The 20,449-nt window shown below is 73.2% G+C and carries 25 protein-coding genes; 10 read left to right on the forward strand and 15 right to left on the reverse strand.

The features are described 5' to 3' along the window. Positions 1 to 8: 8 nt before the first annotated feature. Complete coding sequence (locus ACX9MN_RS18230; protein WP_020095131.1) at positions 9 to 287, reverse strand: hypothetical protein; 279 nt, start codon at positions 285 to 287, stop codon at positions 9 to 11. A gap of 640 nt (positions 288 to 927) precedes the next feature. On the opposite strand from ACX9MN_RS18230, the gene cysE reads away from it, so the two are divergent. From cysE to ACX9MN_RS18245, 3 genes are all read left to right on the forward strand, one after another. Further along, complete coding sequence (cysE, locus tag ACX9MN_RS18235; protein ID WP_020095129.1) at positions 928 to 1,800, forward strand: serine O-acetyltransferase; 873 nt, start codon at positions 928 to 930, stop codon at positions 1,798 to 1,800. A gap of 429 nt (positions 1,801 to 2,229) precedes the next feature. Beyond that, a complete protein-coding gene (locus ACX9MN_RS18240; RefSeq protein WP_026605239.1) occupies positions 2,230 to 3,627 on the forward strand; it encodes a family 2B encapsulin nanocompartment shell protein in 1,398 nt (465 codons plus the stop codon). Then, positions 3,614 to 5,608 carry a family 2A encapsulin nanocompartment cargo protein cysteine desulfurase gene (locus ACX9MN_RS18245; RefSeq protein WP_020095127.1) on the forward strand — a complete coding sequence of 665 codons (1,995 nt, stop codon included), beginning with the start codon at positions 3,614 to 3,616 and terminating at the stop codon, positions 5,606 to 5,608. Before ACX9MN_RS18240 ends, ACX9MN_RS18245 begins: the two co-directional genes overlap by 14 nt. A 114-nt stretch (positions 5,609 to 5,722) precedes the next feature. On the opposite strand, the gene serA is transcribed toward ACX9MN_RS18245, so the two are convergent. Continuing rightward, entirely contained in the window at positions 5,723 to 6,943 is a 1,221-nt protein-coding gene (gene serA, locus ACX9MN_RS18250) for a phosphoglycerate dehydrogenase (protein WP_020095126.1), read from the reverse strand. 220 nt (positions 6,944 to 7,163) lie between these two features. Here serA and ACX9MN_RS18255 point away from each other — a divergent pair, with 220 nt between their 5' ends. Further along, on the forward strand, positions 7,164 to 8,183 hold the full coding sequence (locus ACX9MN_RS18255; protein WP_020095125.1) for a zinc-dependent alcohol dehydrogenase family protein: 1,020 nt from the start codon (positions 7,164 to 7,166) through the stop codon (positions 8,181 to 8,183). Positions 8,184 to 8,231: 48 nt separating this feature from the next. Here the strand turns inward: ACX9MN_RS18255 and ACX9MN_RS18260 are convergent, their stop codons facing one another. The 8 genes from ACX9MN_RS18260 to ACX9MN_RS18295 form a co-directional block, all read right to left on the reverse strand. After that, positions 8,232 to 8,459, reverse strand: coding sequence for a YjiS-like domain-containing protein (locus ACX9MN_RS18260; protein ID WP_020095124.1), 228 nt, complete (start codon positions 8,457 to 8,459; stop codon positions 8,232 to 8,234). 137 nt (positions 8,460 to 8,596) lie between these two features. Beyond that, complete coding sequence (locus ACX9MN_RS18265; RefSeq protein WP_020095122.1) at positions 8,597 to 9,289, reverse strand: helix-turn-helix transcriptional regulator; 693 nt, start codon at positions 9,287 to 9,289, stop codon at positions 8,597 to 8,599. Between the two features lie 70 nt (positions 9,290 to 9,359). Further along, entirely contained in the window at positions 9,360 to 10,202 is an 843-nt protein-coding gene (locus tag ACX9MN_RS18270) for an anti-sigma factor family protein (protein WP_020095121.1), read from the reverse strand. After that, positions 10,199 to 10,741, reverse strand: coding sequence for a sigma-70 family RNA polymerase sigma factor (locus ACX9MN_RS18275; RefSeq protein ID WP_020095120.1), 543 nt, complete (start codon positions 10,739 to 10,741; stop codon positions 10,199 to 10,201). Before ACX9MN_RS18275 ends, ACX9MN_RS18270 begins: the two co-directional genes overlap by 4 nt. Before the next feature lie 165 nt (positions 10,742 to 10,906). Then, complete coding sequence (locus tag ACX9MN_RS18280) at positions 10,907 to 11,134, reverse strand: hypothetical protein (RefSeq protein ID WP_245274569.1); 228 nt, start codon at positions 11,132 to 11,134, stop codon at positions 10,907 to 10,909. A 193-nt stretch (positions 11,135 to 11,327) separates the two neighbouring features. Further along, entirely contained in the window at positions 11,328 to 11,594 is a 267-nt protein-coding gene (locus ACX9MN_RS18285; protein ID WP_026605238.1) for a GCG_CRPN prefix-to-repeats domain-containing protein, read from the reverse strand. Positions 11,595 to 11,751: 157 nt separating this feature from the next. After that, entirely contained in the window at positions 11,752 to 12,756 is a 1,005-nt protein-coding gene (locus ACX9MN_RS18290; RefSeq protein ID WP_489725014.1) for an SDR family oxidoreductase, read from the reverse strand. Positions 12,757 to 12,797: 41 nt separating this feature from the next. Further along, complete coding sequence (locus ACX9MN_RS18295) at positions 12,798 to 13,013, reverse strand: hypothetical protein (protein WP_020095116.1); 216 nt, start codon at positions 13,011 to 13,013, stop codon at positions 12,798 to 12,800. 192 nt (positions 13,014 to 13,205) lie between these two features. Here ACX9MN_RS18295 and ACX9MN_RS18300 point away from each other — a divergent pair, with 192 nt between their 5' ends. After that, the gene (locus ACX9MN_RS18300) at positions 13,206 to 13,787 is read left to right on the forward strand and encodes a hypothetical protein (RefSeq protein ID WP_020095115.1); all 582 of its coding nucleotides are present in this window, start codon (positions 13,206 to 13,208) and stop codon (positions 13,785 to 13,787) included. A gap of 178 nt (positions 13,788 to 13,965) precedes the next feature. Here the strand turns inward: ACX9MN_RS18300 and ACX9MN_RS18305 are convergent, their stop codons facing one another. Beyond that, entirely contained in the window at positions 13,966 to 14,796 is an 831-nt protein-coding gene (locus ACX9MN_RS18305; protein WP_489725015.1) for an outer membrane protein, read from the reverse strand. A 1,009-nt stretch (positions 14,797 to 15,805) separates the two neighbouring features. Between ACX9MN_RS18305 and ACX9MN_RS18310 the strand changes: the two genes are divergently transcribed. Continuing rightward, a complete protein-coding gene (locus ACX9MN_RS18310) occupies positions 15,806 to 16,288 on the forward strand; it encodes a DUF2721 domain-containing protein (RefSeq protein WP_020095112.1) in 483 nt (160 codons plus the stop codon). 222 nt (positions 16,289 to 16,510) lie between these two features. After that, positions 16,511 to 16,690, forward strand: a complete 180-nt coding sequence (locus ACX9MN_RS18315; protein ID WP_020095111.1) for a hypothetical protein — start codon at positions 16,511 to 16,513, stop codon at positions 16,688 to 16,690. Positions 16,691 to 16,709: 19 nt separating this feature from the next. On the opposite strand, the gene ACX9MN_RS18320 is transcribed toward ACX9MN_RS18315, so the two are convergent. From ACX9MN_RS18320 to ACX9MN_RS18335, 4 genes are all read right to left on the reverse strand, one after another. Then, positions 16,710 to 16,970 carry a hypothetical protein gene (locus ACX9MN_RS18320; RefSeq protein ID WP_020095110.1) on the reverse strand — a complete coding sequence of 87 codons (261 nt, stop codon included), beginning with the start codon at positions 16,968 to 16,970 and terminating at the stop codon, positions 16,710 to 16,712. Between the two features lie 337 nt (positions 16,971 to 17,307). Further along, positions 17,308 to 17,673, reverse strand: a complete 366-nt coding sequence (locus ACX9MN_RS18325) for a hypothetical protein (RefSeq protein WP_020095109.1) — start codon at positions 17,671 to 17,673, stop codon at positions 17,308 to 17,310. A 173-nt stretch (positions 17,674 to 17,846) separates the two neighbouring features. Continuing rightward, a complete protein-coding gene (locus tag ACX9MN_RS18330; RefSeq protein ID WP_020095108.1) occupies positions 17,847 to 18,089 on the reverse strand; it encodes a hypothetical protein in 243 nt (80 codons plus the stop codon). A 36-nt stretch (positions 18,090 to 18,125) separates the two neighbouring features. Continuing rightward, complete coding sequence (locus ACX9MN_RS18335) at positions 18,126 to 18,302, reverse strand: hypothetical protein (RefSeq protein WP_020095107.1); 177 nt, start codon at positions 18,300 to 18,302, stop codon at positions 18,126 to 18,128. A gap of 207 nt (positions 18,303 to 18,509) precedes the next feature. Here ACX9MN_RS18335 and ACX9MN_RS18340 point away from each other — a divergent pair, with 207 nt between their 5' ends. From ACX9MN_RS18340 to ACX9MN_RS18350, 3 genes are all read left to right on the forward strand, one after another. After that, entirely contained in the window at positions 18,510 to 18,689 is a 180-nt protein-coding gene (locus ACX9MN_RS18340; protein WP_020095106.1) for a hypothetical protein, read from the forward strand. Between the two features lie 254 nt (positions 18,690 to 18,943). Next, complete coding sequence (locus ACX9MN_RS18345) at positions 18,944 to 19,984, forward strand: AraC-like ligand-binding domain-containing protein (protein WP_020095105.1); 1,041 nt, start codon at positions 18,944 to 18,946, stop codon at positions 19,982 to 19,984. A 63-nt stretch (positions 19,985 to 20,047) separates the two neighbouring features. Beyond that, positions 20,048 to 20,419: a hypothetical protein gene (locus ACX9MN_RS18350; RefSeq protein ID WP_020095104.1), complete on the forward strand. Its 372-nt coding sequence runs from the start codon at positions 20,048 to 20,050 to the stop codon at positions 20,417 to 20,419. The last annotated feature ends 30 nt before the right edge of the window (positions 20,420 to 20,449 follow it).

Consider the following 20,449-nt stretch of genomic DNA (forward strand, 5'->3'; position numbering starts at 1 on the left):
CGACGCGCCTACTGGAGGTAGGCGACGAACATCTCGGACACGGCCCGGGACGCGTAGGCTTCCGGGCTCTCGCCCCAGCGGATCGGGAAGGCCTCGGCCACCGGGCGGCCGGCGAGGATCTGCGCGACCTCGTCGGGCATCAGGCCGTCGTCGAGGGCGCTCGCGAGGGCGGCGCGTTCGTGGGAGGGATGGGAGCGGACGCTCCGGGACAGGGCCCGGCCGAGGGCGGCGGCCGGTTCGGGGCTCAGGTCGGGACGGGTGTTCCGGGTCGTGTCATAGGTCAGCATCGGTGGTCGCCTCGCGTGTCTGATGTCGTGCGCTCTCCTCCTCTTGGACGCGGCAACACGGCAGACACGGCGCAGTCATCCGGGCGAACCGTTCCTTGCTGGTGATCACGGCAAACCTCCGTTGGGCTCCGCATCGACTGTATGTCGACGCCGTCAATGTAGACGCCAGGCCCGAGAATGTGCTGCCAAATTGGCGAGGACTTGCAGCGCAGGTTGTTCGTCGAAGCCGCGAGCCGGAGCAGAAGCACGGGGTCGGCGGAGATATGCCCGGATCGCGGCCGCGATCGATCGCCGGTGCCGGTCGGCGACGGCCGGCTCCCGGGACTTGCCAAAGCCGGCGCGATGCCTGAATATCATTTTGTAACAACAACTTAGCGAAACAATGCTCCGGCAACGCGCTCGTGCGGTCGAAACCTTCTCCGCCGGGCCGGGGCATCCGGAAGAGACTTCTCGCCGGCGCCGCCGGCGGCGGAATCGGGCCGCTACCGCGACCGGTTCGAGGGAGACGACACCATGGCCCCGGGGACGATGATGCGGGGCGACGCCCCGGCCAATGTGGGCGTGACGGTCCAGGGGCACGACGCCCTGGAGCGCGGCCGGCCCGGCCCGTTCCGCCCCCTGCCGTGATCGGCGACGACCGATGCATCACGCTGCCCTGCCCGCCGCGGGCGCCACGATGGCCGTGGTCCAGCCGCCCCTGCGCATCACGAGCCGCAGCACCGCGGAGGCCGAAGTCTGGGCCGCCCTGCGCGCCGAGGCCGAGGCGGCCCTGATCGAGGAGCCCCTCTATGCGGGGATCATCCAGGCGACGATCCTCGACCAGCGCTCGCTGGCCCAGGCCCTCGCCTACCGCCTCGCCCACCGGCTCGGGGACGGCGACCTCGCTCGCCTGTCGATGCGCGACCTGTGCCTCTCGGCCTTCGAGGCCGACCCGCAGGCCGGCGCCCACGCGGTGCGCGACCTCGTGGCGATCCGTGAGCGCGACCCGACCTGCCGCCGCTACCTCGACCCGTTCCTGTTCTACAAGGGACTCGCCGCGCTCGAGGCGTACCGGGTCGGCCACTGGCTCTGGCACCGGGGCCGGGCGACCCTGGCGCTGCACGTCCAGAGCCGGATCTCCGAGGTGTTCGGCTGCGACATCCACCCGGCGGCCCGGATCGGTTCGGGGGTGTTCATCGACCACGCCACCGGCGTGGTGATCGGCGAGACCACGGTGATCGCCGACGACGTCTCGATCCTCCAGTCGGTGACGCTCGGGGGCAACGGCAAGGAGAGCGGCGACCGGCATCCCAAGATCGAGCGCGGGGTGCTGCTCAGCGTCGGCGCCAAGGTGCTGGGCAACATCCGCGTCGGGGCGGGCGCCAAGGTCGCGGCCGCCGCGGTGGTGCTGCAGGACGTGCCGCCCCACACGACTGTGGCGGGCGTGCCGGCCCGGGTCGTCTCGCGCCTGCCCGTCGACGAGGAGCCGGCGCTCAGCATGGACCAGTCCTTCGGCTACGGGGACGGCATCTGAGACGCGCGAAAGATTTTTCCTGACAACAAAGTCGTCCGGGCGCCGCCGCCGGGCGCGACTCCGTAGAATTAAGTTCTCTGACATGCCTGTCTGAGGACGGTCGTGTCCTGTTCGTCGTGCATACCACGGGATCCATTTCTACGAATCGATGAAAAATAGGGACATCATTCCGTTGACCCTTGGGCGAATCAGACTTTATCCAGACATCGCCGGAACAACGATGAAGTCGGCCCGGCCGAGCGTTCGACGATGGCTGTCGGACTGCTAGAGAATACATGATTTGATTGACGGTGCGGCCGCTCAAGTAGCGATCGTCGTCGCGTTCTGATCGGAACGACTTGCGTCCGCCCCGCACAGGCTGCGGGGCGCACCGCCGCCGCGCGGATCGGCGCGGCGCGCCTGAAATCCTGGATGGAGTGAGGACGAACGATGAGTGGACCGGGTCTGAGCGTGAGCGCCACGGCGGCACGCAATCTTGCGACGGCGACCGTCACCTCGGTCCAGAACGCGGCCAACACGCCGCGCTGGCTGCTCCGGCTCCTGCCCTTCGTGGACGTGGCGGGCGGGGTCTACCGCGTCAACCGCCGCGCCGTCGTGCTGGCCCGCCCCGGCCGGATCGATCTCGTCGCCGAGGACAAGGGGGACGGCAAGGTGATCCGTCCCGCCTCCCTGCGGGCCGTGCCGCTGTTCAGCCGGCTGGGCGATGCCGAGCTGGCGGCGCTGGCGGCCAAGTTCACCGAGAGCCGGCACAAGGCCGGAACGGTGATCCACGAGGAGGGCTCCGCCGGCCGCAGCCTCACGGTGGTGGCCGACGGCACCGTCGAGCTGACCCTGTCGGGCCCCTACAAGGGTCGCCTGCGCCAGGGGCTCGCCACGAAGGGCGACTATTTCGGCGATGCGGGCCTCGCCGGTGAGCGCGCGCCCGCCCCGGCCGTGAAGGCCCTGTCGGCCGTGACCCTCCTGACCCTCGACGCCGCCGCGGTGGAGAGCGAGGAGATCCGCGCCAAGATCGCGCAGTACCGCGAGGAGCGCGACCGCCTCAAAGGTCACACCAACTCCTACGGCGAGCAGGGGATCGAGCTGCTGGCGGTCCATACCGGCGAGCCGCGCCTGCCGACGACCTTCGTGGACTACGAGGTCGATCCGCGCGAGTACCACCTCTCGACCATCCAGACGATCCTCAACACCCATACCCGCGTCACCGATCTCTACTCCAACGAGATCGACCAGCTCCGCGAGCAGATCCGCCTCACGGTCGACGCCGTGAAGGAGCGCGAGGAGTGGGAGCTCCTGAACAACGCGCAGTTCGGCCTTCTCGGCGAGGTCGGCCCGCGCCAGCGCATCCCCACCCGCGGCGGCCCGCCCACCCCGGACGACCTCGACGAGCTGCTGACCCTGGTCTGGAAGAAGCCCGCCTTCTTCGTGGCCCATCCCCGCGCCATCGCGGCCTTCGGCCGGGAGGCGACCCGCCGCGGCGTGCCGCCGGTCGTCGTCCACCTGTTCGGCGCGCCGTTCATCACGTGGCGCGGCGTGCCGCTGGTGCCGAGCGACAAGCTGCCGATCGACCTCGACCCGGTGACCGGGGCCGAGACCACCTCGATCCTGCTGCTGCGCGTCGGCGAGGGCGAGCAGGGCGTGGTCGGCCTGCAGAAATCGGGCGTGACCGGCGAGATCGAGCCCGGCCTGTCGGTGCGCTACATGGGCACCAACGACCACTCGATCGCCTCGCACCTCGTGACCCGCTACTTCTCGGCCGCCGTGCTGGTCGAGGACGCGATCGCCCGCCTCGATAACGTGCTGCTGGGCAACTACCATGACTACGCCTGAGGCTGTCGCCCTCGGGCTGCCCGGGGCGAGCCCGGGCGAGCTGGCCCACGCGGATCTCGTCGGACGCCTCGCCCGGGAGATCTACGGGCAGGGTCAGGCCGCGAGCCGGCCCTTCGCGCCGGCGCTCCCCGCCGGCCCCCAGGTCCCGCAGGCCCTCGAGAGCCTGCCCCAGGGCCCGGGCGGCGCGCCGCTGCCGAGTGCGCCCCTGGGCGTCCCTTCCGCCCCAGCGGGCGGCCAGCCCGCCGGCCTGCCGCCCGACGCCTCCGCGCTGGCGGCGCGCTCCTTCGGGGCGCCGCCGGTCGGCCTGCCGGGCCTCTCCGGCCCGACCGTGCCGAACCTCGCACCCGCGAGCCCGGCCCTCGCCGATGTCGGGGCGATCCCGCCGGTCCACCCGGCGAGCCCGCGCCCCGTGCTGCCCGATTTCTCCTTCGCCAGCGCCCCGGCGCTGGCGGCCGCCCTGCCCGGCGGTCCGGAGCTGCACCGGCAGATCGCCGCGGACCATCCCCGCGCCAACGCCTTCGCGCACGCCCTCGCGCCGACTCTCGTGCCGGCCGACCCGTCGAAGGCCGGCCGCGATGCGGCGCAGGAGCGCTTCGCCCGGACCGGCCATCTGTCCCGGGTGCCCGAGGCGTCGGCCGGCGACTACTACTTCCTGAACCTCGGCCCCGGCCCGGCCCGCAGGGCGCCGGCGAGCCCCCGGGTGGAACCGGCCCGCGACCCGGGCCCGGCGCCGCGCCTGGCCGCGCAGGGGGCGAGCCCGGTGGCGGCGCCCTTCGACGTGGAGCATGTCCGCCGGGACTTCCCGGCCCTGCACCAGAGCGTCAACGGCCACCCGCTGGTCTGGCTCGACAACGCCGCCACCACCCACAAGCCGCAAGGGGTGATCGACGCGACCTCGGAGTTCTACGCTCGGCACAACTCGAACATCCACCGGGCCGCCCACACTCTGGCGGCGCGCGCCACCGACCTGTTCGAGGGCGGCCGCGCGGCGGTGCGCCGCTTCCTCAACGCGCCCACGAAGGACGACATCGTCTTCCTGCGGGGCACCACGGAGGCGATCAACCTCGTGGCGAACTCGTACGGCCGGGCCAATGTCGGCCCGGGCGACGAGATCATCGTCTCGACCATCGAGCACCACGCCAACATCGTGCCCTGGCAGCTGCTGGCGCAGCAGACCGGGGCGACGCTCCGGGTGATCCCGGTCAACGATCGGGGCGAGATCATCTTCGAGCAATACGCGGCGTTGCTCTCCGGCCGGACCAAGATCGTCTCGGTGACGCAGGTGGCCAACGCGCTCGGCACCGTGAACCCGGTGCGGGAGATCATCCAGCTCGCCCACGCCTACGGGGTGCCGGTGCTGGTCGACGCGGCGCAATCCGCGCCGCACATGCCGCTGGACGTGCAGTCCCTCGACGCGGACTTCCTGGTCTTTTCCGGCCACAAGGTGTTCGGGCCGACGGGCATCGGCGCGCTCTACGGCAAGACCCACCTGCTGGAGGCGATGCCGCCCTGGCAGGGCGGCGGCCACATGATCGAGGACGTCACCTTCGCGAAGACCGTCTACAAGGGCGCGCCCGAGAAGTTCGAGGCGGGCACACCCGACATCGCCGGGGCGGTCGGTCTCGGAGCGGCGCTCGACTACCTCGCGGCTATCGGCATGCCGGCGATCGCCGCCTACGAGCACGACCTCCTGGGCTACGCGCAGGGCGGGCTCGCCGACGTGAAGGGCCTGCGCCTGATCGGCACGGCCTGGGAGAAGGCGAGCGTGATGTCCTTCGTGATCGAGGGGCAGACGAACGAGGCGGTGGCCCACCACCTCGACGGTCACGGCATCGCGGTGCGCTCGGGCCACCACTGCGCCCTGCCGGCCCTGCGCCGGTTCGGAGTCGACCAGTCGGTGCGGGCCTCGCTCGCCTTCTACAACACCCGCGCGGAGGTCGACGCCTTCCTGCGAGCGCTGCACACCCTGCCGCGACCGTGACCGGCGCGTCGCCGGCCGGCGGGCGCGGGGGCGTCGTGTCCGCGCCGAACCCTGCCCTGCGGGCGTGAGGATCCGCGCGACCCGTCGCCGACGTCCGGCGCGGCGCGCGGATCCTCACGCCGCCGGCCGGAGATGCCGCGTCCGCACCGTGCCGTCGATGGCCCGCAGCGCGCGGAGCACCGCGTCCGCCTCGCCCGGCGGCACGGACGCGTCCACCACGACGTAGCCGAACTCGCCGTCCGTCTGCAGGTACTGCGCGTCGATGTTGAGCGACCGGCCCGAGAAGATAGCGTTGATCTGCCCGAGCACGCCGGGCACGTTCCGGTGCACGTGGAGGAACCGCGCACCCGACAGGCGCGGCGGCAGCTGGACCTGCGGGAAGTTCACGGCGCCGAGCGTCGAGCCGGTCTGGACGTAGTCGACCAGCTTGCGGGCCACCTCCGCGCCGATGCGGTCCTGGGCCTCCTCGGTCGAGCCGCCGACATGGGGGGTGAGGATCACGTTCGGCAGCCCCTGCAGGGGCGAGACGAAGCGCTCGGCGTTGGAGGTCGGCTCCACCGGGAAGACGTCGATCGCGGCCCCGGCGAGGTGACCGTCGCGCAGAGCCACCGCCAGGGCGTCCAGGTCCACGACCGTGCCGCGGCTGTTGTTAATCAGGTAGGCGCCCGGCTTCATCGCGCGGATCCGCTCCGCGCCCATCAGCCCGTGAGTCAGCGGCGTCTCCGGGACGTGCAGGCTGACCACGTCGCTCACGGCGAGCAGGGCCTCGAAGCTCTCGGCCGGCTCGGTGTTCCCGTGGCGCAGCTTGTCGGTGAGGTCGTAGAAGATGACGCGCATGCCCATCGCCTCGGCGAGGTTCGAGAGCTGCGCGCCGATATTGCCGTAACCGACGATGCCGAGCGTCTTGCCGCGCACCTCGAAGGCGCCGGTGGCCGACTTGTCCCAGCCGCCTTCATGGGCCGCGACCGAGCGCGGCACGATGCGCCGGAGCAGCATCACGATCTCGCCGATCGTCAGTTCGGCGACGCTGCGCGTGTTCGAGAACGGCGCGTTGAACACGGGCAGGCCGCGGGCGCGCGCCGTCTCGAGGTCGACCTGGTTGGTCCCGACGCTGAAGCAGCCGATGGCGGCGAGGTCGGGCAGGGCGTCGAGAAGCGCGGCGGTGACCTGCGTGCGCGAGCGGATGCCGAGGACGGTGACGTCGGCCAGTTCGCCGGCGTCCCCGGGGCTGACCGCGCGCGACAGCTGCCGGATGGCGCCGATCCCGGCCTGGGTGAAGATCCTGGACGCTGTCGGCGCTATGCTTTCGGTCAGAACGACGCGCTCGGTCGACACGGTCTGTCCTCCCTCTACGGACGGGATGGGATCCGCGACCTTGGCGCCGGCGCGGCGCAGCGGCAAGGGCGGCGCGGGCGGGACGGGGTTGCGGGCGCGCGGCGCGGGCCGCCCTCCCCGCCCCGCGGCGGACGGCCCGGCCCCGTCGTCTCGACGGCGCGCGCCGGGCCTGCCAGTGTCCGCCTCCCGGCGGCCGAGGCCGCGGAGCGACAGGTGCACCATGACCGGATCGACAGCCCGGGCCGTGATCGTCCAGCCCGGCGGCGGCTTCGACGCGGTGACCTTCGGCGAGCGGCCCGTGCCGGAGCCCGGGCCCGGCGCGATCACCGTCCGCCTGCGGGCGAGCTCCCTCAACTACCACGACTACGCGGTGGTCAGCGGGATGTGGGGCCCGAGCGAGCCGCGCATCCCGATGTCCGACGGGGCCGGAGAGGTCGAGGCCGTGGGGCCGGGCGTGACCGAGTTCGCCGTGGGCGACCGGGTGGTCAGCACGTTCTTCCCGACCTGGCTGGAGGGCACGCCGCGCGTCGAGGGCTTCGCCACCGTGCCGGGCGACGGGGTCGACGGCTACGCCCGCGGGGGCGTAACCGCGCCCGCCACCGCCTTCACCCGCGCCCCGCGGGGCTGGGACCACGCCGAGGCGGCGACGCTGACCACCGCCGCGCTCACCGCGTGGCGGGCGCTGCACGCCGATGCCGGCCTGAAGAGCGGCGACGTGGTGCTGGTGCAGGGCACCGGCGGCGTGTCGCTGTTCGGCCTGCAATTCGCCAAGGCGGCGGGGGCCACGGTGATCGCCACCTCCTCCAGCGACGCCAAGCTGGAGCGCCTGCGCGGTCTCGGCGCCGACCACGTCATCAACTACCGCACCGACCCGGCCTGGGGCGAGACCGCCCGGCGCCTGACCGACGGGCGCGGCGTCGACCACGTCCTCGACGTCGGCGGCCCGGCGACGCTGGAGCAGTCCATGGCCGCCGCGCGGGTCGCCGGCCACGTCTCGGTGATCGGAATCCTCTCGGGGGTCGCGGGCGAGCTGCCGCTGGTGCCGGCGCTCCTGAAGCAGATCCGGCTGCAGGGCGTGCTGGTCGGCAGCCGGCGCCACCAGATCGAGATGATCCGCGGCATCGACGCCTGCGGGCTGCGGCCGGTCATCGACCGCCGCTTCCCCCTCGACGACCTCGTCGCGGCGTTCCGCCACCAGGAGAGCAACCGTCACTTCGGCAAGATCTGCGTCGAGATCTGAGCGGTCCGGCCGGACCCGAGGCGGTGCAGCGGGCGGTGCGGCGGGCGTTCAGCGGAAGGCGATCCCGAGCCCACCGGGTATCATCAGGGCCCGGGGCGTCTCGGCCTGGCTCGGCGGCGGCGGCACGTGCGCGCAGCCGTTCTCGCAGAACGTGCGGAGTGTGCGCCGGTCGAGGCCGATGTCGCTCAGCATCTCGTCGTCGAGGGCCGAGAGAATGCGAAGATTTCGCGCCGCGATGCGGCTCTTCCGGGCAGATTTCAGGAACGAGAGGATCATGATCCAGCCTCCGTTGCGCCGAAAGATCCGTGGTTTGTCCACGATCGGCCGGATCAGCGTCGCTTTAATGCGGACTATGCGCATCCTCCGTTCGGATTAAGGGTGGCGCGCGGCGCGAATATTTTTGCCGGAGTGCGCTAGGCGTCCGCGATCGGCTGCGGGCAGAGCAGGAGCAGGCGCACCAGCTCGGCCTGGCGGCGCGTCCCCGTCTTCTCGAACAGGTGGCGCAGGTGCACGCGCGCCGTGTTCCGGGTGATCCGGCGGCGCGTCGCGCTCGCCGCGAGGTCGTTCCCGGCCAGGATGTCGACGGCCAGGGCCGCCTCCGCGGGCGTGAAGCCGAACTGGTCCTGGAGAATGCCGGGATCCGGCAGGCGCGGGGTCCCGGGGTCGGTGAGACGCAGGAGAACCGCGCCCTCGCCGATCGGGCCGAGCGTCCCAGGAATCGCCGAGGCGGCGACCAGGAGCGTCCCGCCCGCGCCCTCCAATCGCACCGAGCCGCCGCGATGGCCCGCGGCGCAGCGGGCGATGACCCGGCGCAGCGCCGCGCTGTCCTCGGGCGTCGCGCCGCGCAGGCCGCCGTGCTCCAGGCACAGGAGGCCGCGCGTGACGAAGGCCTGCGCCGCGCGGTTCAGGAAATGGGCCCGCCCGTACCGGTCGGTCACCGCCAGCCCCTGCTCGAGATGCTCCGCCAGGAGATGGAGCGCCGCCTCCACGAGGGTCGGGTCCGGGAAGGCCGGGGTGCCGCCGGCCTGAACCCGCCGCTCCTGGGCGGAGCCGATCCCGGATATCGTTTCGGCTCTGCGGGTGTGCAGGTGGGATTGACTGATCACGCTGGGATCCTCGCCGGATCGACATCACGATATCAGTAATAACCCGAAACTGGCGTCCCTTATTCCCGCCTTATCCCGGCGGGCCCCCGGTCCGGGACTGAAACAGGTCGGCGAAGGCGCGCAGGTCGCGCCGGTTGAGGTCCGAGACCGCCCAGTAGGTGAGGTCGCCGAGGTGCCAGCGCTCGATCGTGGACCCGTCGCGCCGCTCCTCGCCGGCGCCGGGGCCGTCGGCGGCGGGGACCACCGTGACGCTGATGACGTGCCTGTCGCGGCGATAGACCAGGGTCGGCACGGGGGTTCCGCCGACGATGTCGACCCGGCCGCCGACCAGCGGGAAGCCCTTGTCGGACAGGTCGGGGGCCTCGGGCGCGAGGGTGGTCCGGCCGTTGAACCAGGGCTTCACCACGTGCCGGTCCGAGGAGGCGACGTCGAAGGGCTGGGGCGCCGCGAGGCCGCGGAGATGGCCGGCGAGCACGGCCGCGCCGGTATCCGGGGCGCCGTCGGGGCGGTCGAGATAGACGATCCCGCTGCCGAGCGCGGCCCCGCCGACGAGGCCGACGAGCAGCGTCGCGGCCAGCGCCTGCCGGGATCTGCGCCAGGATTCGAGCCAGGCCTCGACCCAGGTCCCGACCCAGGACCCGAGCCGGGTCCCGAGCGGGCCTCCGAGGCGGCCGCGCGACGGGGGCGGGTCGGTGAAGCCGATCTGCTCGATCACGCGCGCCCGCAGGGATTCCGGGGCGGGCGGCCCCGCGAGGGGCCCGCGCAGGGTGGCCGAGAGGTCGCGGAGGCGTTCCGCCAGGGCCCACGCGTCGGGATCCGCCGCGAGACGGCGCTCCATGGCCAGGACTTCGCCGGGCGACAGCTCGCCGTCCGCGTAGGCGCTGAGGAGCAGGAGGGTCTCGTCGTCGGTCATCGCCCGTCCTTCGCGAGCCGTGCAAGCAGGTGCTGCCGCGCGCGGCCGAGGCGCGACATCACGGTCCCGATCGGGACCCCCGTCACCGTGGCGATCTCCCGGTAGCTGAGGCCGTGGTACTCGCGCAGGACCAGCGCCTCGCGGAAGGCCACCGGCAGGGCCTCGACCGCCCGGGCGAGCTGCCCCGCGTCGTCGCGGGCGATGAGGGTCGCCTCGGGCGTCTCCGGGACCTCGGTCAGGGCGCCCCCGATCTCCAGCTCGGCGCGGGCCTCGGGGGCGAGGTCGTCGGCGAAGACCACCGCCCGCGGCCGGTGCCGCTGCAGCCAGGAATAGCCGGTGTTGCGGACAATGGTCAGGAACCACGCCCGGGCATTGCCCTCGGCGAACCCCTCGATCGCCCGGTAGGCGCGCAGACACGCCTCCTGCATCACGTCCTCGGCGTCGGTGGCGTTGCCGGTGAGCCAGTGCGCGAGCCGGTAGCCCTCGTCCAAGCGCGGGAGAACGAGCTGGCTGAAGCGCGCGCGCGCCAGGGTCGTCATGTCGGCGGCTGGGCCGGGCCCGCCCCGTCGAGAGCCTGCGAAGCCATGGGGTCCCTGCCCTCGCGCTCCTGCCTGCAGCCTTGTGCCACACAATCGGGAACCGGGCGGCGGCGGGCTTTATTCCCGCGTCCGGGCACGCGAATGTTCGGGGCGCTACTCGGGGCGCTACTCGGGAAGCCTCTCGGGCCGGTGGCGCGTCGCGACCGGCCGCCCCGGAGGCGCCCGGCGGTCCGGCGCCGCGGCCTCGCTCCGGCGGGCCTGTCCGGACGGCGATCGCCGGTCGGGTGCCGGTTCCGGGCAGCCGTCCGGACCGAGGCGCTTGCGGGCGACGCGCTCGGCCGCCGCCCGTTCCGCCGCCGAGGGGTTCGCGCCGCCGCTCTGATCCTGGGCCATGGCCATGTCCAACCGGAGCGGGACCGTCCGCGGTCCCGGTCGTGGCATCCCCGGCGCTGCCGGCCCGCATCACCGCCAACGGGAAGGGGCAGGCCCCGCCTCCTCGGAGACGGGACCTGCCCCTGGATCAACCCGCGGGTCGGGTCACGGTTCGGCGCCGGACCCGCGCGTCGGGATGCGTGCCTGCGCGACCTTAGCGGCAGACGCGCCGCGGTCCCCACGGGGTCGGACGGAAGAAGCAGCGCGGGCCGTAGAAGCGCGGCCGCCGGTAGATCGGCCGGCAGCGCCCGTACGGGCCGGGCGCCCAGCCGGGGCCGCAGCCGAAGGCGACGGTGCTGACCGCGGCGGGGCCGGTGAGCGTATCGGCGCCGGCGGGCGCCAGGGGCGCCGCGCCGGCGGAGGCCAGGCCGAGGCCGCCGACGACAGCCGCGGCGGCCGCGATCATCTTCACGTGCATCATCATCAGACCTTCTGTTCGGCTCCGCGCCAGTTCGGCCCGGCGCAAGACCCGGTCAGAATGGTCATCGGGCCTGAATGTCGGCTGACCTCCGCCATCATCGTCTAGAAACAAACATTCCGGCCGGCGCCCGCGCGGGGGCGGGCGCCGCGGCGGGGCTCTAGCGGCGGTCGGCGCGGCCCAGCAGCGAGGCCGCGGCCGCGGTGGCCCCCGCCAGCAGGATCCCGATCAGGACCGGGTTGATCGAGGCCCGGGTGTAGGCGCTGCGCATGACGTGATGGGGCGAGCCGCCCCGCACGGCCCCGTCGCGGCCGGCCGCGTGGAGGGCGCCGTCCCGCCGCTTGCCGGCCGCGCCCGCCGTCTGGCTCCGCGACATCACCTGGGCGCCCATCCAGTCGGTCGCCGCGGGGACCCGCTTGCGCAGCGCGCTCATCAGCTTGCCGCCGCCGCCGACGTAGAGGTCGCGGGGCCCGTGCTCCGCGGCGTACAGGATCGCGTCGGCGACGTCGGCAGGGTCGTAGACCGGCGGCGGCAGCTTGGGCGCCTGCGCCATGTAGTTCCGGGCATGCTCCGGGAACGGCGTGTCGATCGAGGCCGGCTTGATGAGCGTCACCGAGACCGGGGCGCCCTCCTCTTGGAGCTCCATCCGGAGCGCGTCCGTGAAGCCTTTGATCGCGTGCTTGGAGGCGGAGTACATGCCCTGGATCGGCAAGGCGAGGTCGGAGGCGACGGAGCCCAGGTTGATCAGCGCGCCGCCGGTCCGCTTCAGGTGCTGCAGCGCCACCGTCGAGCCGTAGACGATCCCCCAGAAATTGACGTCGAACAGCCGGCGATGGTCTTCGTCCGAAACCTCCTCGAGGCGGCCGAAGATCGAGAGACCGGCATTGTTGACCCAGGTGTCGAAGCCGCCGTAGGCGCGCACGGTCTCTGCGGCCAGCGCCTCGACATCCTCGCGGCGGGACACGTCGGTCACGACGGCCCGGGCCTCGCCGCCGCGCTCCTGGATGTCGCGGACGATGTCGTCGAGGGCGGCGCCGTTCCGGGCCGCCAGCACGACGCGGGCGCCGCAGCGGGCGGCCGCCCGGGCCGTGGCGAGGCCGATCCCGCTGGAGGCGCCGGTGATGACGATCACCTGCTCGCGCAGGGGCTTGTGCCGGATCTGCATGCTGCGTCTTCCTCTCTCGCGTGCTGTCTCGATGGCGGTGCTCAGCCCCGGCCTCCGCCCGGCCGGTCGCGCTCCGCGCCGAGGCTGGTCCCGCCCTGGCGCGCCTCCTCCTTCTCGGTGCCGGCCCGCTCCATCGGGCCGTCCTGCGGCCTGACCGTGCCGGTTGCGGTGTCGCGGGGGCTGTCGGCCAGGCCCGCGCGCTCCGGCTCGCCGTGCGGCATCCGCTCGGCCTGGGTGTCGTCCGGCGTGTCCGCCATGCTGCATCCCTCGCGATGGGCCTGATCCCCTGAGGGCCAACCCGTCAGGCGGCCGGCGTATCCGGCGGCCCCGGCCACGACGGCGGACGCTGCGCGGGTGGAGATGCGGGAGGGTGCGGGTCGGGCGAACGCGCCGCAGGAACACGGCCGCGGGGCCCGTGTTGTCTGCCAAATCTTTTTCACGAGGCGCCGATGTCAGGAACCGCCAAGAAGACCGACCCGAAACTGTGGGACAAGGTCAAGACGCAGGTCACGAAGTCCGAGAAGGGCGGGAAGCCCGGCCAGTGGTCGGCGCGCAAGGCGCAGATCGCGACCGCCGAATACAAGAAGGAAGGCGGCGGCTACGCCGGCAAAAAGTCGGCCGACAACCATCTCCAGCAATGGACCGACGAGGAGTGGGGCACGAAGTCTGGCAAAGAGAGCGGCAAGACCGGCGAGCGCTACCTGCCCAAGAAGGCCCGCGAGAGCCTGACCGACACGGAATACGCCGCCAGCACGGCCAAGAAGCGCGCCGATACCCGGAAGGGCAAGCAGTTCTCGAAGCAGCCGAAGGCCGCCGCCGAGAAGGCCGCCGCGGCGCGCGAGGACGGCAAGTCCACCAAGGCGTCCGGAAAAGGCAAGACGTCCGGCAAGACGACCGGCAAGTCTGCCGCCAAGGCGTCCGGCAAGGCGGAAACGACCAAGGCCGCGCTGATGCGCAAGGCCCGGGCGCAGAACGTGCCCGGCCGGTCGCGGATGTCGAAGGCGCAGCTGGAGCACGCGGTCCACGCCTGAGGCGCGCCGCGGCGGGCCCTCGCCCCCGACGCAAGACGTCCCGGGAATGGCTCCCGGGACGCTCCTCGGCTCAAGCGGCCAGTTTGATCGGGCTGGGGATGCTCAGGTCGAGAGGGGATGCGGCCTGTCCAGAGGCCCGCGCGCCGTCCCGGTGGTCGGGACGGCGCGCGGGTGGATCTTAGTACGAGCCGAACTTGTAGTTCAGGCCGGCGCGGATGACGGCGAACTCGTCGTCGCGGCGGCCGATGTTGTTGTACACCACCGGGAAGTTGTTGGCGGCGTTGATGACGAACGCACCCTGGTTGCGGGTGTTGCGGTCGAGGTTGACGTACAGGCCTTCGACCTTGAGCGTCACGGCGTTCGAGCGGAAGAAGTTCAGGAACGAGTCGGTGGGCAGGGCGTACTCGATGCCGCCGCCGACCGCGTAGCCGGTGCGGAAGCTGTCGTTGCCGGCGAAGCCGCCGAAGGAGCGGTCGGCGCTGCCCGAGCCGTAGGCGAAGCCGCCGGTGCCGTACACGAGGACGCGGTCGAAGGCGTAGCCGATGCGGCCGCGGACGGTGCCGAAGAAGTCGAGGCTGGAGAGGCCGCGCGGGTCGGTGACGTAGTAGCCGGGGGCCAGCGGACCGACGAGGAAGGCGTTGTTCCGGCTGCGGCCGAAGTCGAGGTACTGGGCGTCGGCCTCGACACCGACGACGATGCCGGAGCCCGGGGTGAGCTGGAAGTTGTAGCCAACCTGGCCACCGCCGGTGAAGCCTTCCTGGTTGCGCTGGCTGAAGAAGGCGGTGGTGCCGTTGCCGTAGGGGGCGGGCACGCCGAAGCTGTTGGTGTTGTTGCTGCTGGCGTCGAAGGCGTAGCCGGCGTTGATACCGAAGTAGGCGCCGGTCCAGGTGAAGACCGGGACGGGGGTGAACACCGGCGGCGGGGCGGCGCGGCGCGGCAGGTCGGCGGCCGAGGCGGCGCCGGTCAGGAGAGCCGTGGCGGCGCTCGCGAGCAGAAGCTTCTTGATCATCTGGTCCTCTGTCTCCCGTTGGGCGGGATGTGTGCGGGGCGGACAGAACGCCAGGACGTGCCGGGGCGATAGTGCATCGCTGCAACAGCTCGGAATCGGGTCTTTGACCCCGAAACAGCCAGGTGCGCTGGAGCACATCGCGAAATCGACTGGTCTAGCCCGAGAAGAACTTCGGTATCCGAATGTTTCCAGAAACAAAATGCCCCGTCGCGCTCGAGCGGACGGGGCTTCAGTTTGTCGGTGAACGTTCCCAGGACCAACCAGGAAGCTTCGAGGTTTAATAAATCCTACCGGTCGGCGGCCCGCAAGCCCGATCGCGATCCCGCGAGCGGTTAACATTAATTTACGGGTGGTGCCCGCGCATCCCCGGGCGCGCGGGTGCGGGCGGCGCCGCAGATCTCGCGCGATCCCGTCCCGTATTGCGGGGCTTTCGGACGCCATCGCGCCTCTGTGCGGGCACCACTCGCGCGTCCGGCCGCGGATCTGCACAGATGAAACCGGCCGCCCGACTGGCCCGAGTCTTGATCGCGCATCGCCGGGTCTTGGCGCGCGGCCGCGGCCGGATCGATCTCCTCGGAACCGGCAGATCTCGCGGGGGATCGGCGGCGGCGCGGCGCCGGTCTCCCGGCCTGTGGAGAAGGCGCCGCCGCGCCGGGGCGGCGCGGCGGCCGCGGCTTTTCCGGCGCGCCGCAGGCCCTATCTGCCGGCCTCGTCGTCGGTGGAGATTTCAGGAGACGCGCATGCACCCCGTCGCGCTGCCTTCGATGCCGGCCCTCCGGGCCCGGACCGGGATCGGGGATGCCGGCCCCGCGCCGGCCGGGAGGCCTCGATGACCGACACGCCGGCCCCGTATCTCGCGGTGGCGTTCCTCTCGGCGCTGTGCCTGCTCGTGGCCGGGCTGCAGGCGGAAGGCCTCCTGTGGTGATCCGCCCGGTCCGGAGCCGCGCCGCCGTCCGTCCCGGCGGCCGGCGGAGGCGGGGCGCGGCGCGTCCGCCCGCGTAGCCCGCCGATGTTCGGCTTCTCCCTCAGCGCGACCGAGCCCGACAGCATCGCCCACATCATCCAGGTGGCGCTCGCGCCCGCCTTCCTGCTGTCGGCGCTGGCGACGCTGCTCAACGTGTTCTCGACCCGCCTCGGCCGGATCTCCGACAAGGTCGACAGCCTCTCGGCGGAGGCCGCCCGGGCGACGGAAGCCGAGGCCGGCCGCCTCGCCCGCCGGCTGACCTTCCTGCGGCGGCGCTCCTTCGTGCTGGACGTGGCGGTGGTCCTGGCCTCGCTGGCGGGCGGCCTGATCGGTCTTGCCGTGCTCACGCTGTTCGTCGGCGCGCTGCGCGACGCGGCGACCGCGTCCGTCCTGTTCGCCTGCTTCGGAGCGGCGCTGGTCTGCACCGTGGCGGCGATCGCGGCGTTCATGACCGAGATCCTCATGGCCGGCCGCGGCGTCCGCGACGCGGTCGACCGGCAGCAGGATCAGGTTTCGACGCCGCGGTGAGGCCCGTCCCGGATCGCCCGGACGCGCTCCGCGACCGGGGGCGGCCTCCCGGTCTTCCGGAGATCGCGGGGCGAGCCCGTGCCGCGCGCTGCGGCCGCGCCCGCCGTGCGGGCTGGGCGATCCGGAGCGAACGGGCGGTGATTTCGGTTGCGGCGTGCGCGAGCCGGGCCTTAGTCTCGCGGTGGCCCGACTCCGCCGCCGGCGACGCCCGAGTGTTCCGTCATGAGCATCGCGATCCTGATTGCCTTCGTTGCCGGCGCGCTCTGCCTCGGGATCCTGTCCGCGGTCATCCCGTTCGGGCGGCGCGAGGCCGAGGAGCTGGACGAGGCGCTCCCGTACGAGGACGAGTTCTTCGACGTGGGCGGCCCTGTGATCGATCTGGAGCCGCGCCACCTCACCTGACGGCGCGTCGGTCCGAAGCCTACCGGCCTGCCGATCCCCCGGTGCCGGACGTCGCGGCGTCCTGCCGGGCCGACCAGACCACCCGCCCGGCGGAATCCCGCAGGGCCGCCGAGCCCGCGCGGCCGGCGCGCAGCTCCGCGAAGCGGGCCTTGGCGGCGGCGACCGCCGCCTCCACGAGGGGCCCGGGAATCTGCTCGTCGTGGATGATGATGCCGCCGGCGCTTTCCCGGTGGATCATGCACTGCAGCCGGTAGGGCGCCTGGGTCTCGGGCGTGGCCATGTGGCGATCTCCCGTCCGGTCACGGGACCCGCGCGCCGCCGGAACGGGCGTGGCGCAAGCATCCCGGGCGCCGGCCTCTCTCGGTACGACGCGTCGAGCGCGATCCATACCAGATCGGTCCGGCCCGCGGGCGATCCCGCGCGGTGCCTCTCGCGCTCGCCCCCAACATCCCGCGCGGACGGGCATCGCCCGGCGGTCGGACGCCGCCCTGGCTCCGTCAGGCCGCCTCGCCCGCCGCGTCGTCGGCGTCCGGGATCGTCTCCGGATCGCCTACGAGGGCGTCGTGCCGGTCGGCCGTCGCGACGCGCTCGCGGTGTGGTCGGCCACCTCGCCGCGCTCAACCGCGCCTGCGGGTGTAGCGCTCGACCACGCGCTGCCGGTGCGACGGGAGCTCCGGCAGGCGGGAGGGGCCCGCCAGGGCACGGTCCCGGGCCGCGGGGGGGCGGGGCGCGGGCAGCAGCTCCGGCGGGAACCGGGGCGTCTCGACGACGACCGCCTCCAGCACGATGGGCCGCATCCGCGGCGCGGAACGCACCGGTCGGCCAGGCCGTGCCGCGAGGGTGCCGAGGGCCCAGAGCCCGAGGCAGAACAGGCCGATCAGGATCCCGTCCCAGGACGGCTCGGTCCGGCACATCAGGATCCCGGTGCCGGTGAGGGCGGCCGCGGCCGCGAACAGGCGCGGTGTCGGATCGGCGGAACGCATGCACCACCGTCGGTGCGGAGCCCTAGGGACGCGTGAACGGGATCGCTTGAATTGTCGGCACCGCCGGATTCTCCCCAGGCTATTCCCAGGTTCTCTCCAAGTTCTCCTCAGGTTCTCCCGGTACGCACCGGCCCCGGCGGCCGGGACGGGCACCGCGGCCCGGCGGACGCGCCTCAGTCCGCCAGGCTGGACGGGGCCTGCCACGCGACGCCGGCATGCTCGCGGATGTCCCCGGCCCGGGATCCGGTATCGGCGTCGCTCGTCCAGTCGCCGGGCTCGGCGACGTGGGCGATCTCGGCGTCCGGATAGGCGGCCGCCAGGAACAGGCGCGCCTCGCCCTCGGCCTCGGCCCGGACCGTCACGAGCGGCCGCTCGCCGCCCGCGTCGCGCACCTGCGCGATGAACAGCTTGGTCATGGTCTCCCTCCGGACTCGTCCGCCGGCGCGGCGGGATCAGGCCTGCAGTTCCTCGACGTGGAGGCCGCCGGCCCGCAGATGGTTCGGGATCCGCGTGCGGTCGCGGAAGCCGGCGGCGCGCGCCATCGCGTCGAGGGCGGCCATCGGATCGAGCGCCGCACCGCTCCAGAGAATCGCGCCCGTCGCCGCCTGCATGATCCGGAACACCTTCACGCCACGCTCCCGGTCTCGACCCTCGGACAAGCTCGCGGGATTCGCGGGTGTTCCCGACGCGCGGCCGCGGGCGGCTGCGGCCGATTCGCGCCGGCCCGGCCCCGGCGGGAACGGGCGCCGCCGGGGTGCGGTTCTCCAGCCGACGCCGGCACAAGCCGGCACGGCGACGACCCGCGTCGAGACCCCGCTCGGGATCCAAGGAGAGCCATGACCAGCCGCACCGTTCAGTCCGCCCTGCTCGCCCTCGCCCTCGTTGCCGGCAGCGCCGGGATGGCCGCCGCGCAGAGCACGCCCAACGGCAACACCTCGTCTCCCGGCGCCCCCGCGGGCGACAACAGCACCGGCAACGGCGCCACCGGCAGCGGCGCGGCCCCGAGCGGCCGGTAACCGCCGGTTAACCATAAGGGTCGAAGCCCTCGATCCTCACAACCGTGCAACTCACCGTCCCGCGGCCACCCGGCCTGCGGGACGTTCTGTTTCACGGCCCCTTGCCGGCCCCTTGCCGGCCTCTCGCCGACCGCGCCGGGACGGGGCACGGCGCGGAGTCCGGTGATTGGAACGGAGTGCCACTTTTCTGGGCAGACAGAATCGCCATATTGTCGGCGTGACCGGGCCGCGCCCGGTCAGGACTAACACGGGCGATGCGACCGAAACCGATCCTGCAGCTCAGGGGCGAGAGCCCGGGTCATCGTCAGGCCGACGACTGGCGCGACGCCGTCGCGCCGTTCTGGGATTTCACGATCCGCCGGGAGGACCTACCCGATTTCCGCGGGCAGTCCCGGGTCCGTCACCTCGGCACCGCGATCGTCTGCAGCGCCCGCGCCTCCGGGCTCCGGTTCGTGCGCGCGCGGGCCCTGACCGCCCGGATGGGCGTCGACCACATCGTCGCCCACATGCGCGTCTCCGGGCAGTCCCGGGTCACGATCGGCGGCCGGGAGCGGGACTGCGCCCCCGGCGACATCTGCCTGTTCGACCTGTCGCAGCCGCTCTCCGCCGCCTCCACGGACTACGAAGCCATCACGGTGGTGCTGCCGCGCCCGCTCTTCGGATCCCGGCAGAGCGGCCTCGACGCCCTGCACGGCTCGGTGATCCGGGGCGCGACCCCGTTCGGCCGGATGCTCAGCGACCACCTGCACTCCCTGAGCGCGCACGCGACCGGGTTCTCGGAGCCGGAGGCCGCGGCGGCGGCCGAGGCCACCGCCGCGCTGCTCGGCGCGGCGACCCTGGGCCTGCCGGAGGACGGAGGGGGCACGCAGCCGCCCGAGCGGGCGCCTCTGCTCGTCGCGATCCGGCGCTTCATCGAGGCCGAGCTGGCCTCCGCGGACCTGTCCGCCGAGACGATCGGGCGGCGGTTCGGCGTCTCGCGGAGCGCCCTCTACCGGCTGTTCGTCCCCCTCGGGGGGGTCTCCGGCTACGTCCGGCAGCGCCGGCTCGCCCGCGCCTACCGCGACCTCGCCACCGGCGACGGGCGCTTCGCCCGCATCTCCGAGGTGGCGTATCGCTGGCGCTTCGAGAGCCCCGCGCATTTCACCCAGGCCTTCCGCGCGGAGTTCGGCTGCGCCCCCCGGGACGTCCGCGACCGGGCCGCGGCCGAGCCCGACCGGTCCCCGGCCGCGGAGCCGCCGGCCCAGGCCGAGACCTGGGCCGACTTCTACCAGTGGGTCCTCAAGCTGGCGGCCTGAGGGGTCCGGGGCCGGCACCCCGGACCTTGTGCCCCCGGCCTCGGATGGATCATAAGGGCCGCGATGACCTTCGGGGTTCGGCATAGGCGCCCGGCCGGGGCGCGGGGCTGGTGGGCGCTCGCCGCCCGCGCGCTCGCGCTCGTCCTGGCGCTGACCGTCGCCGCTCCGGGCGTCGGCCTCGCGGCGGATCTCGCCTTCCACGCGGGCGGCCACCACGACCGGGGCCAGGGCCCGGCCCTCGACGCGCCGGCGGCGCCCGCGACCGTCGATCCCGGCCTCTCGGAGCACCTCCATTGCGGCTGCCATCAGGCGGCCCGCCTGGAGGCCACCGAGATCGCGCCCCCGGCCGCCCCGGGCCGGGTGCTGCCGGGCGCCCTCGCCCAGGGCCGTCCCTCCGTCAGTCCCGACCGCCTGCCGCGGCCTCCGCGCGCGTGAGCTGACGCCGCCCGCGGGCGGCGCTCCGCC

The sequence above is a fragment of the Methylobacterium sp. 1A genome (assembly GCF_058072805.1).

What these genes read in the sequence shown, in the direction of transcription:
- ACX9MN_RS18230 (WP_020095131.1), bottom strand. Translation starts at nt 287, where the DNA reads ATGCTGACCTATGACACGACCCGGAACACCCGTCCCGACCTGAGCCCC.
- cysE (WP_020095129.1), top strand. Translation starts at nt 928, where the DNA reads ATGCATCACGCTGCCCTGCCCGCCGCGGGCGCCACGATGGCCGTGGTC.
- ACX9MN_RS18240 (WP_026605239.1), top strand. Translation starts at nt 2,230, where the DNA reads ATGAGTGGACCGGGTCTGAGCGTGAGCGCCACGGCGGCACGCAATCTT.
- ACX9MN_RS18245 (WP_020095127.1), top strand. Translation starts at nt 3,614, where the DNA reads ATGACTACGCCTGAGGCTGTCGCCCTCGGGCTGCCCGGGGCGAGCCCG.
- ACX9MN_RS18255 (WP_020095125.1), top strand. Translation starts at nt 7,164, where the DNA reads ATGACCGGATCGACAGCCCGGGCCGTGATCGTCCAGCCCGGCGGCGGC.
- ACX9MN_RS18260 (WP_020095124.1), bottom strand. Translation starts at nt 8,459, where the DNA reads ATGATCCTCTCGTTCCTGAAATCTGCCCGGAAGAGCCGCATCGCGGCG.
- ACX9MN_RS18270 (WP_020095121.1), bottom strand. Translation starts at nt 10,202, where the DNA reads ATGACCGACGACGAGACCCTCCTGCTCCTCAGCGCCTACGCGGACGGC.
- ACX9MN_RS18275 (WP_020095120.1), bottom strand. Translation starts at nt 10,741, where the DNA reads ATGACGACCCTGGCGCGCGCGCGCTTCAGCCAGCTCGTTCTCCCGCGC.
- ACX9MN_RS18280 (WP_245274569.1), bottom strand. Translation starts at nt 11,134, where the DNA reads ATGGCCCAGGATCAGAGCGGCGGCGCGAACCCCTCGGCGGCGGAACGG.
- ACX9MN_RS18285 (WP_026605238.1), bottom strand. Translation starts at nt 11,594, where the DNA reads ATGATGCACGTGAAGATGATCGCGGCCGCCGCGGCTGTCGTCGGCGGC.
- ACX9MN_RS18290 (WP_489725014.1), bottom strand. Translation starts at nt 12,756, where the DNA reads ATGCAGATCCGGCACAAGCCCCTGCGCGAGCAGGTGATCGTCATCACC.
- ACX9MN_RS18295 (WP_020095116.1), bottom strand. Translation starts at nt 13,013, where the DNA reads ATGGCGGACACGCCGGACGACACCCAGGCCGAGCGGATGCCGCACGGC.
- ACX9MN_RS18300 (WP_020095115.1), top strand. Translation starts at nt 13,206, where the DNA reads ATGTCAGGAACCGCCAAGAAGACCGACCCGAAACTGTGGGACAAGGTC.
- ACX9MN_RS18305 (WP_489725015.1), bottom strand. Translation starts at nt 14,796, where the DNA reads ATGATCAAGAAGCTTCTGCTCGCGAGCGCCGCCACGGCTCTCCTGACC.
- ACX9MN_RS18310 (WP_020095112.1), top strand. Translation starts at nt 15,806, where the DNA reads ATGTTCGGCTTCTCCCTCAGCGCGACCGAGCCCGACAGCATCGCCCAC.
- ACX9MN_RS18315 (WP_020095111.1), top strand. Translation starts at nt 16,511, where the DNA reads ATGAGCATCGCGATCCTGATTGCCTTCGTTGCCGGCGCGCTCTGCCTC.
- ACX9MN_RS18320 (WP_020095110.1), bottom strand. Translation starts at nt 16,970, where the DNA reads ATGGCCACGCCCGAGACCCAGGCGCCCTACCGGCTGCAGTGCATGATC.
- ACX9MN_RS18325 (WP_020095109.1), bottom strand. Translation starts at nt 17,673, where the DNA reads ATGCGTTCCGCCGATCCGACACCGCGCCTGTTCGCGGCCGCGGCCGCC.
- ACX9MN_RS18330 (WP_020095108.1), bottom strand. Translation starts at nt 18,089, where the DNA reads ATGACCAAGCTGTTCATCGCGCAGGTGCGCGACGCGGGCGGCGAGCGG.
- ACX9MN_RS18340 (WP_020095106.1), top strand. Translation starts at nt 18,510, where the DNA reads ATGACCAGCCGCACCGTTCAGTCCGCCCTGCTCGCCCTCGCCCTCGTT.
- ACX9MN_RS18345 (WP_020095105.1), top strand. Translation starts at nt 18,944, where the DNA reads ATGCGACCGAAACCGATCCTGCAGCTCAGGGGCGAGAGCCCGGGTCAT.
- ACX9MN_RS18350 (WP_020095104.1), top strand. Translation starts at nt 20,048, where the DNA reads ATGACCTTCGGGGTTCGGCATAGGCGCCCGGCCGGGGCGCGGGGCTGG.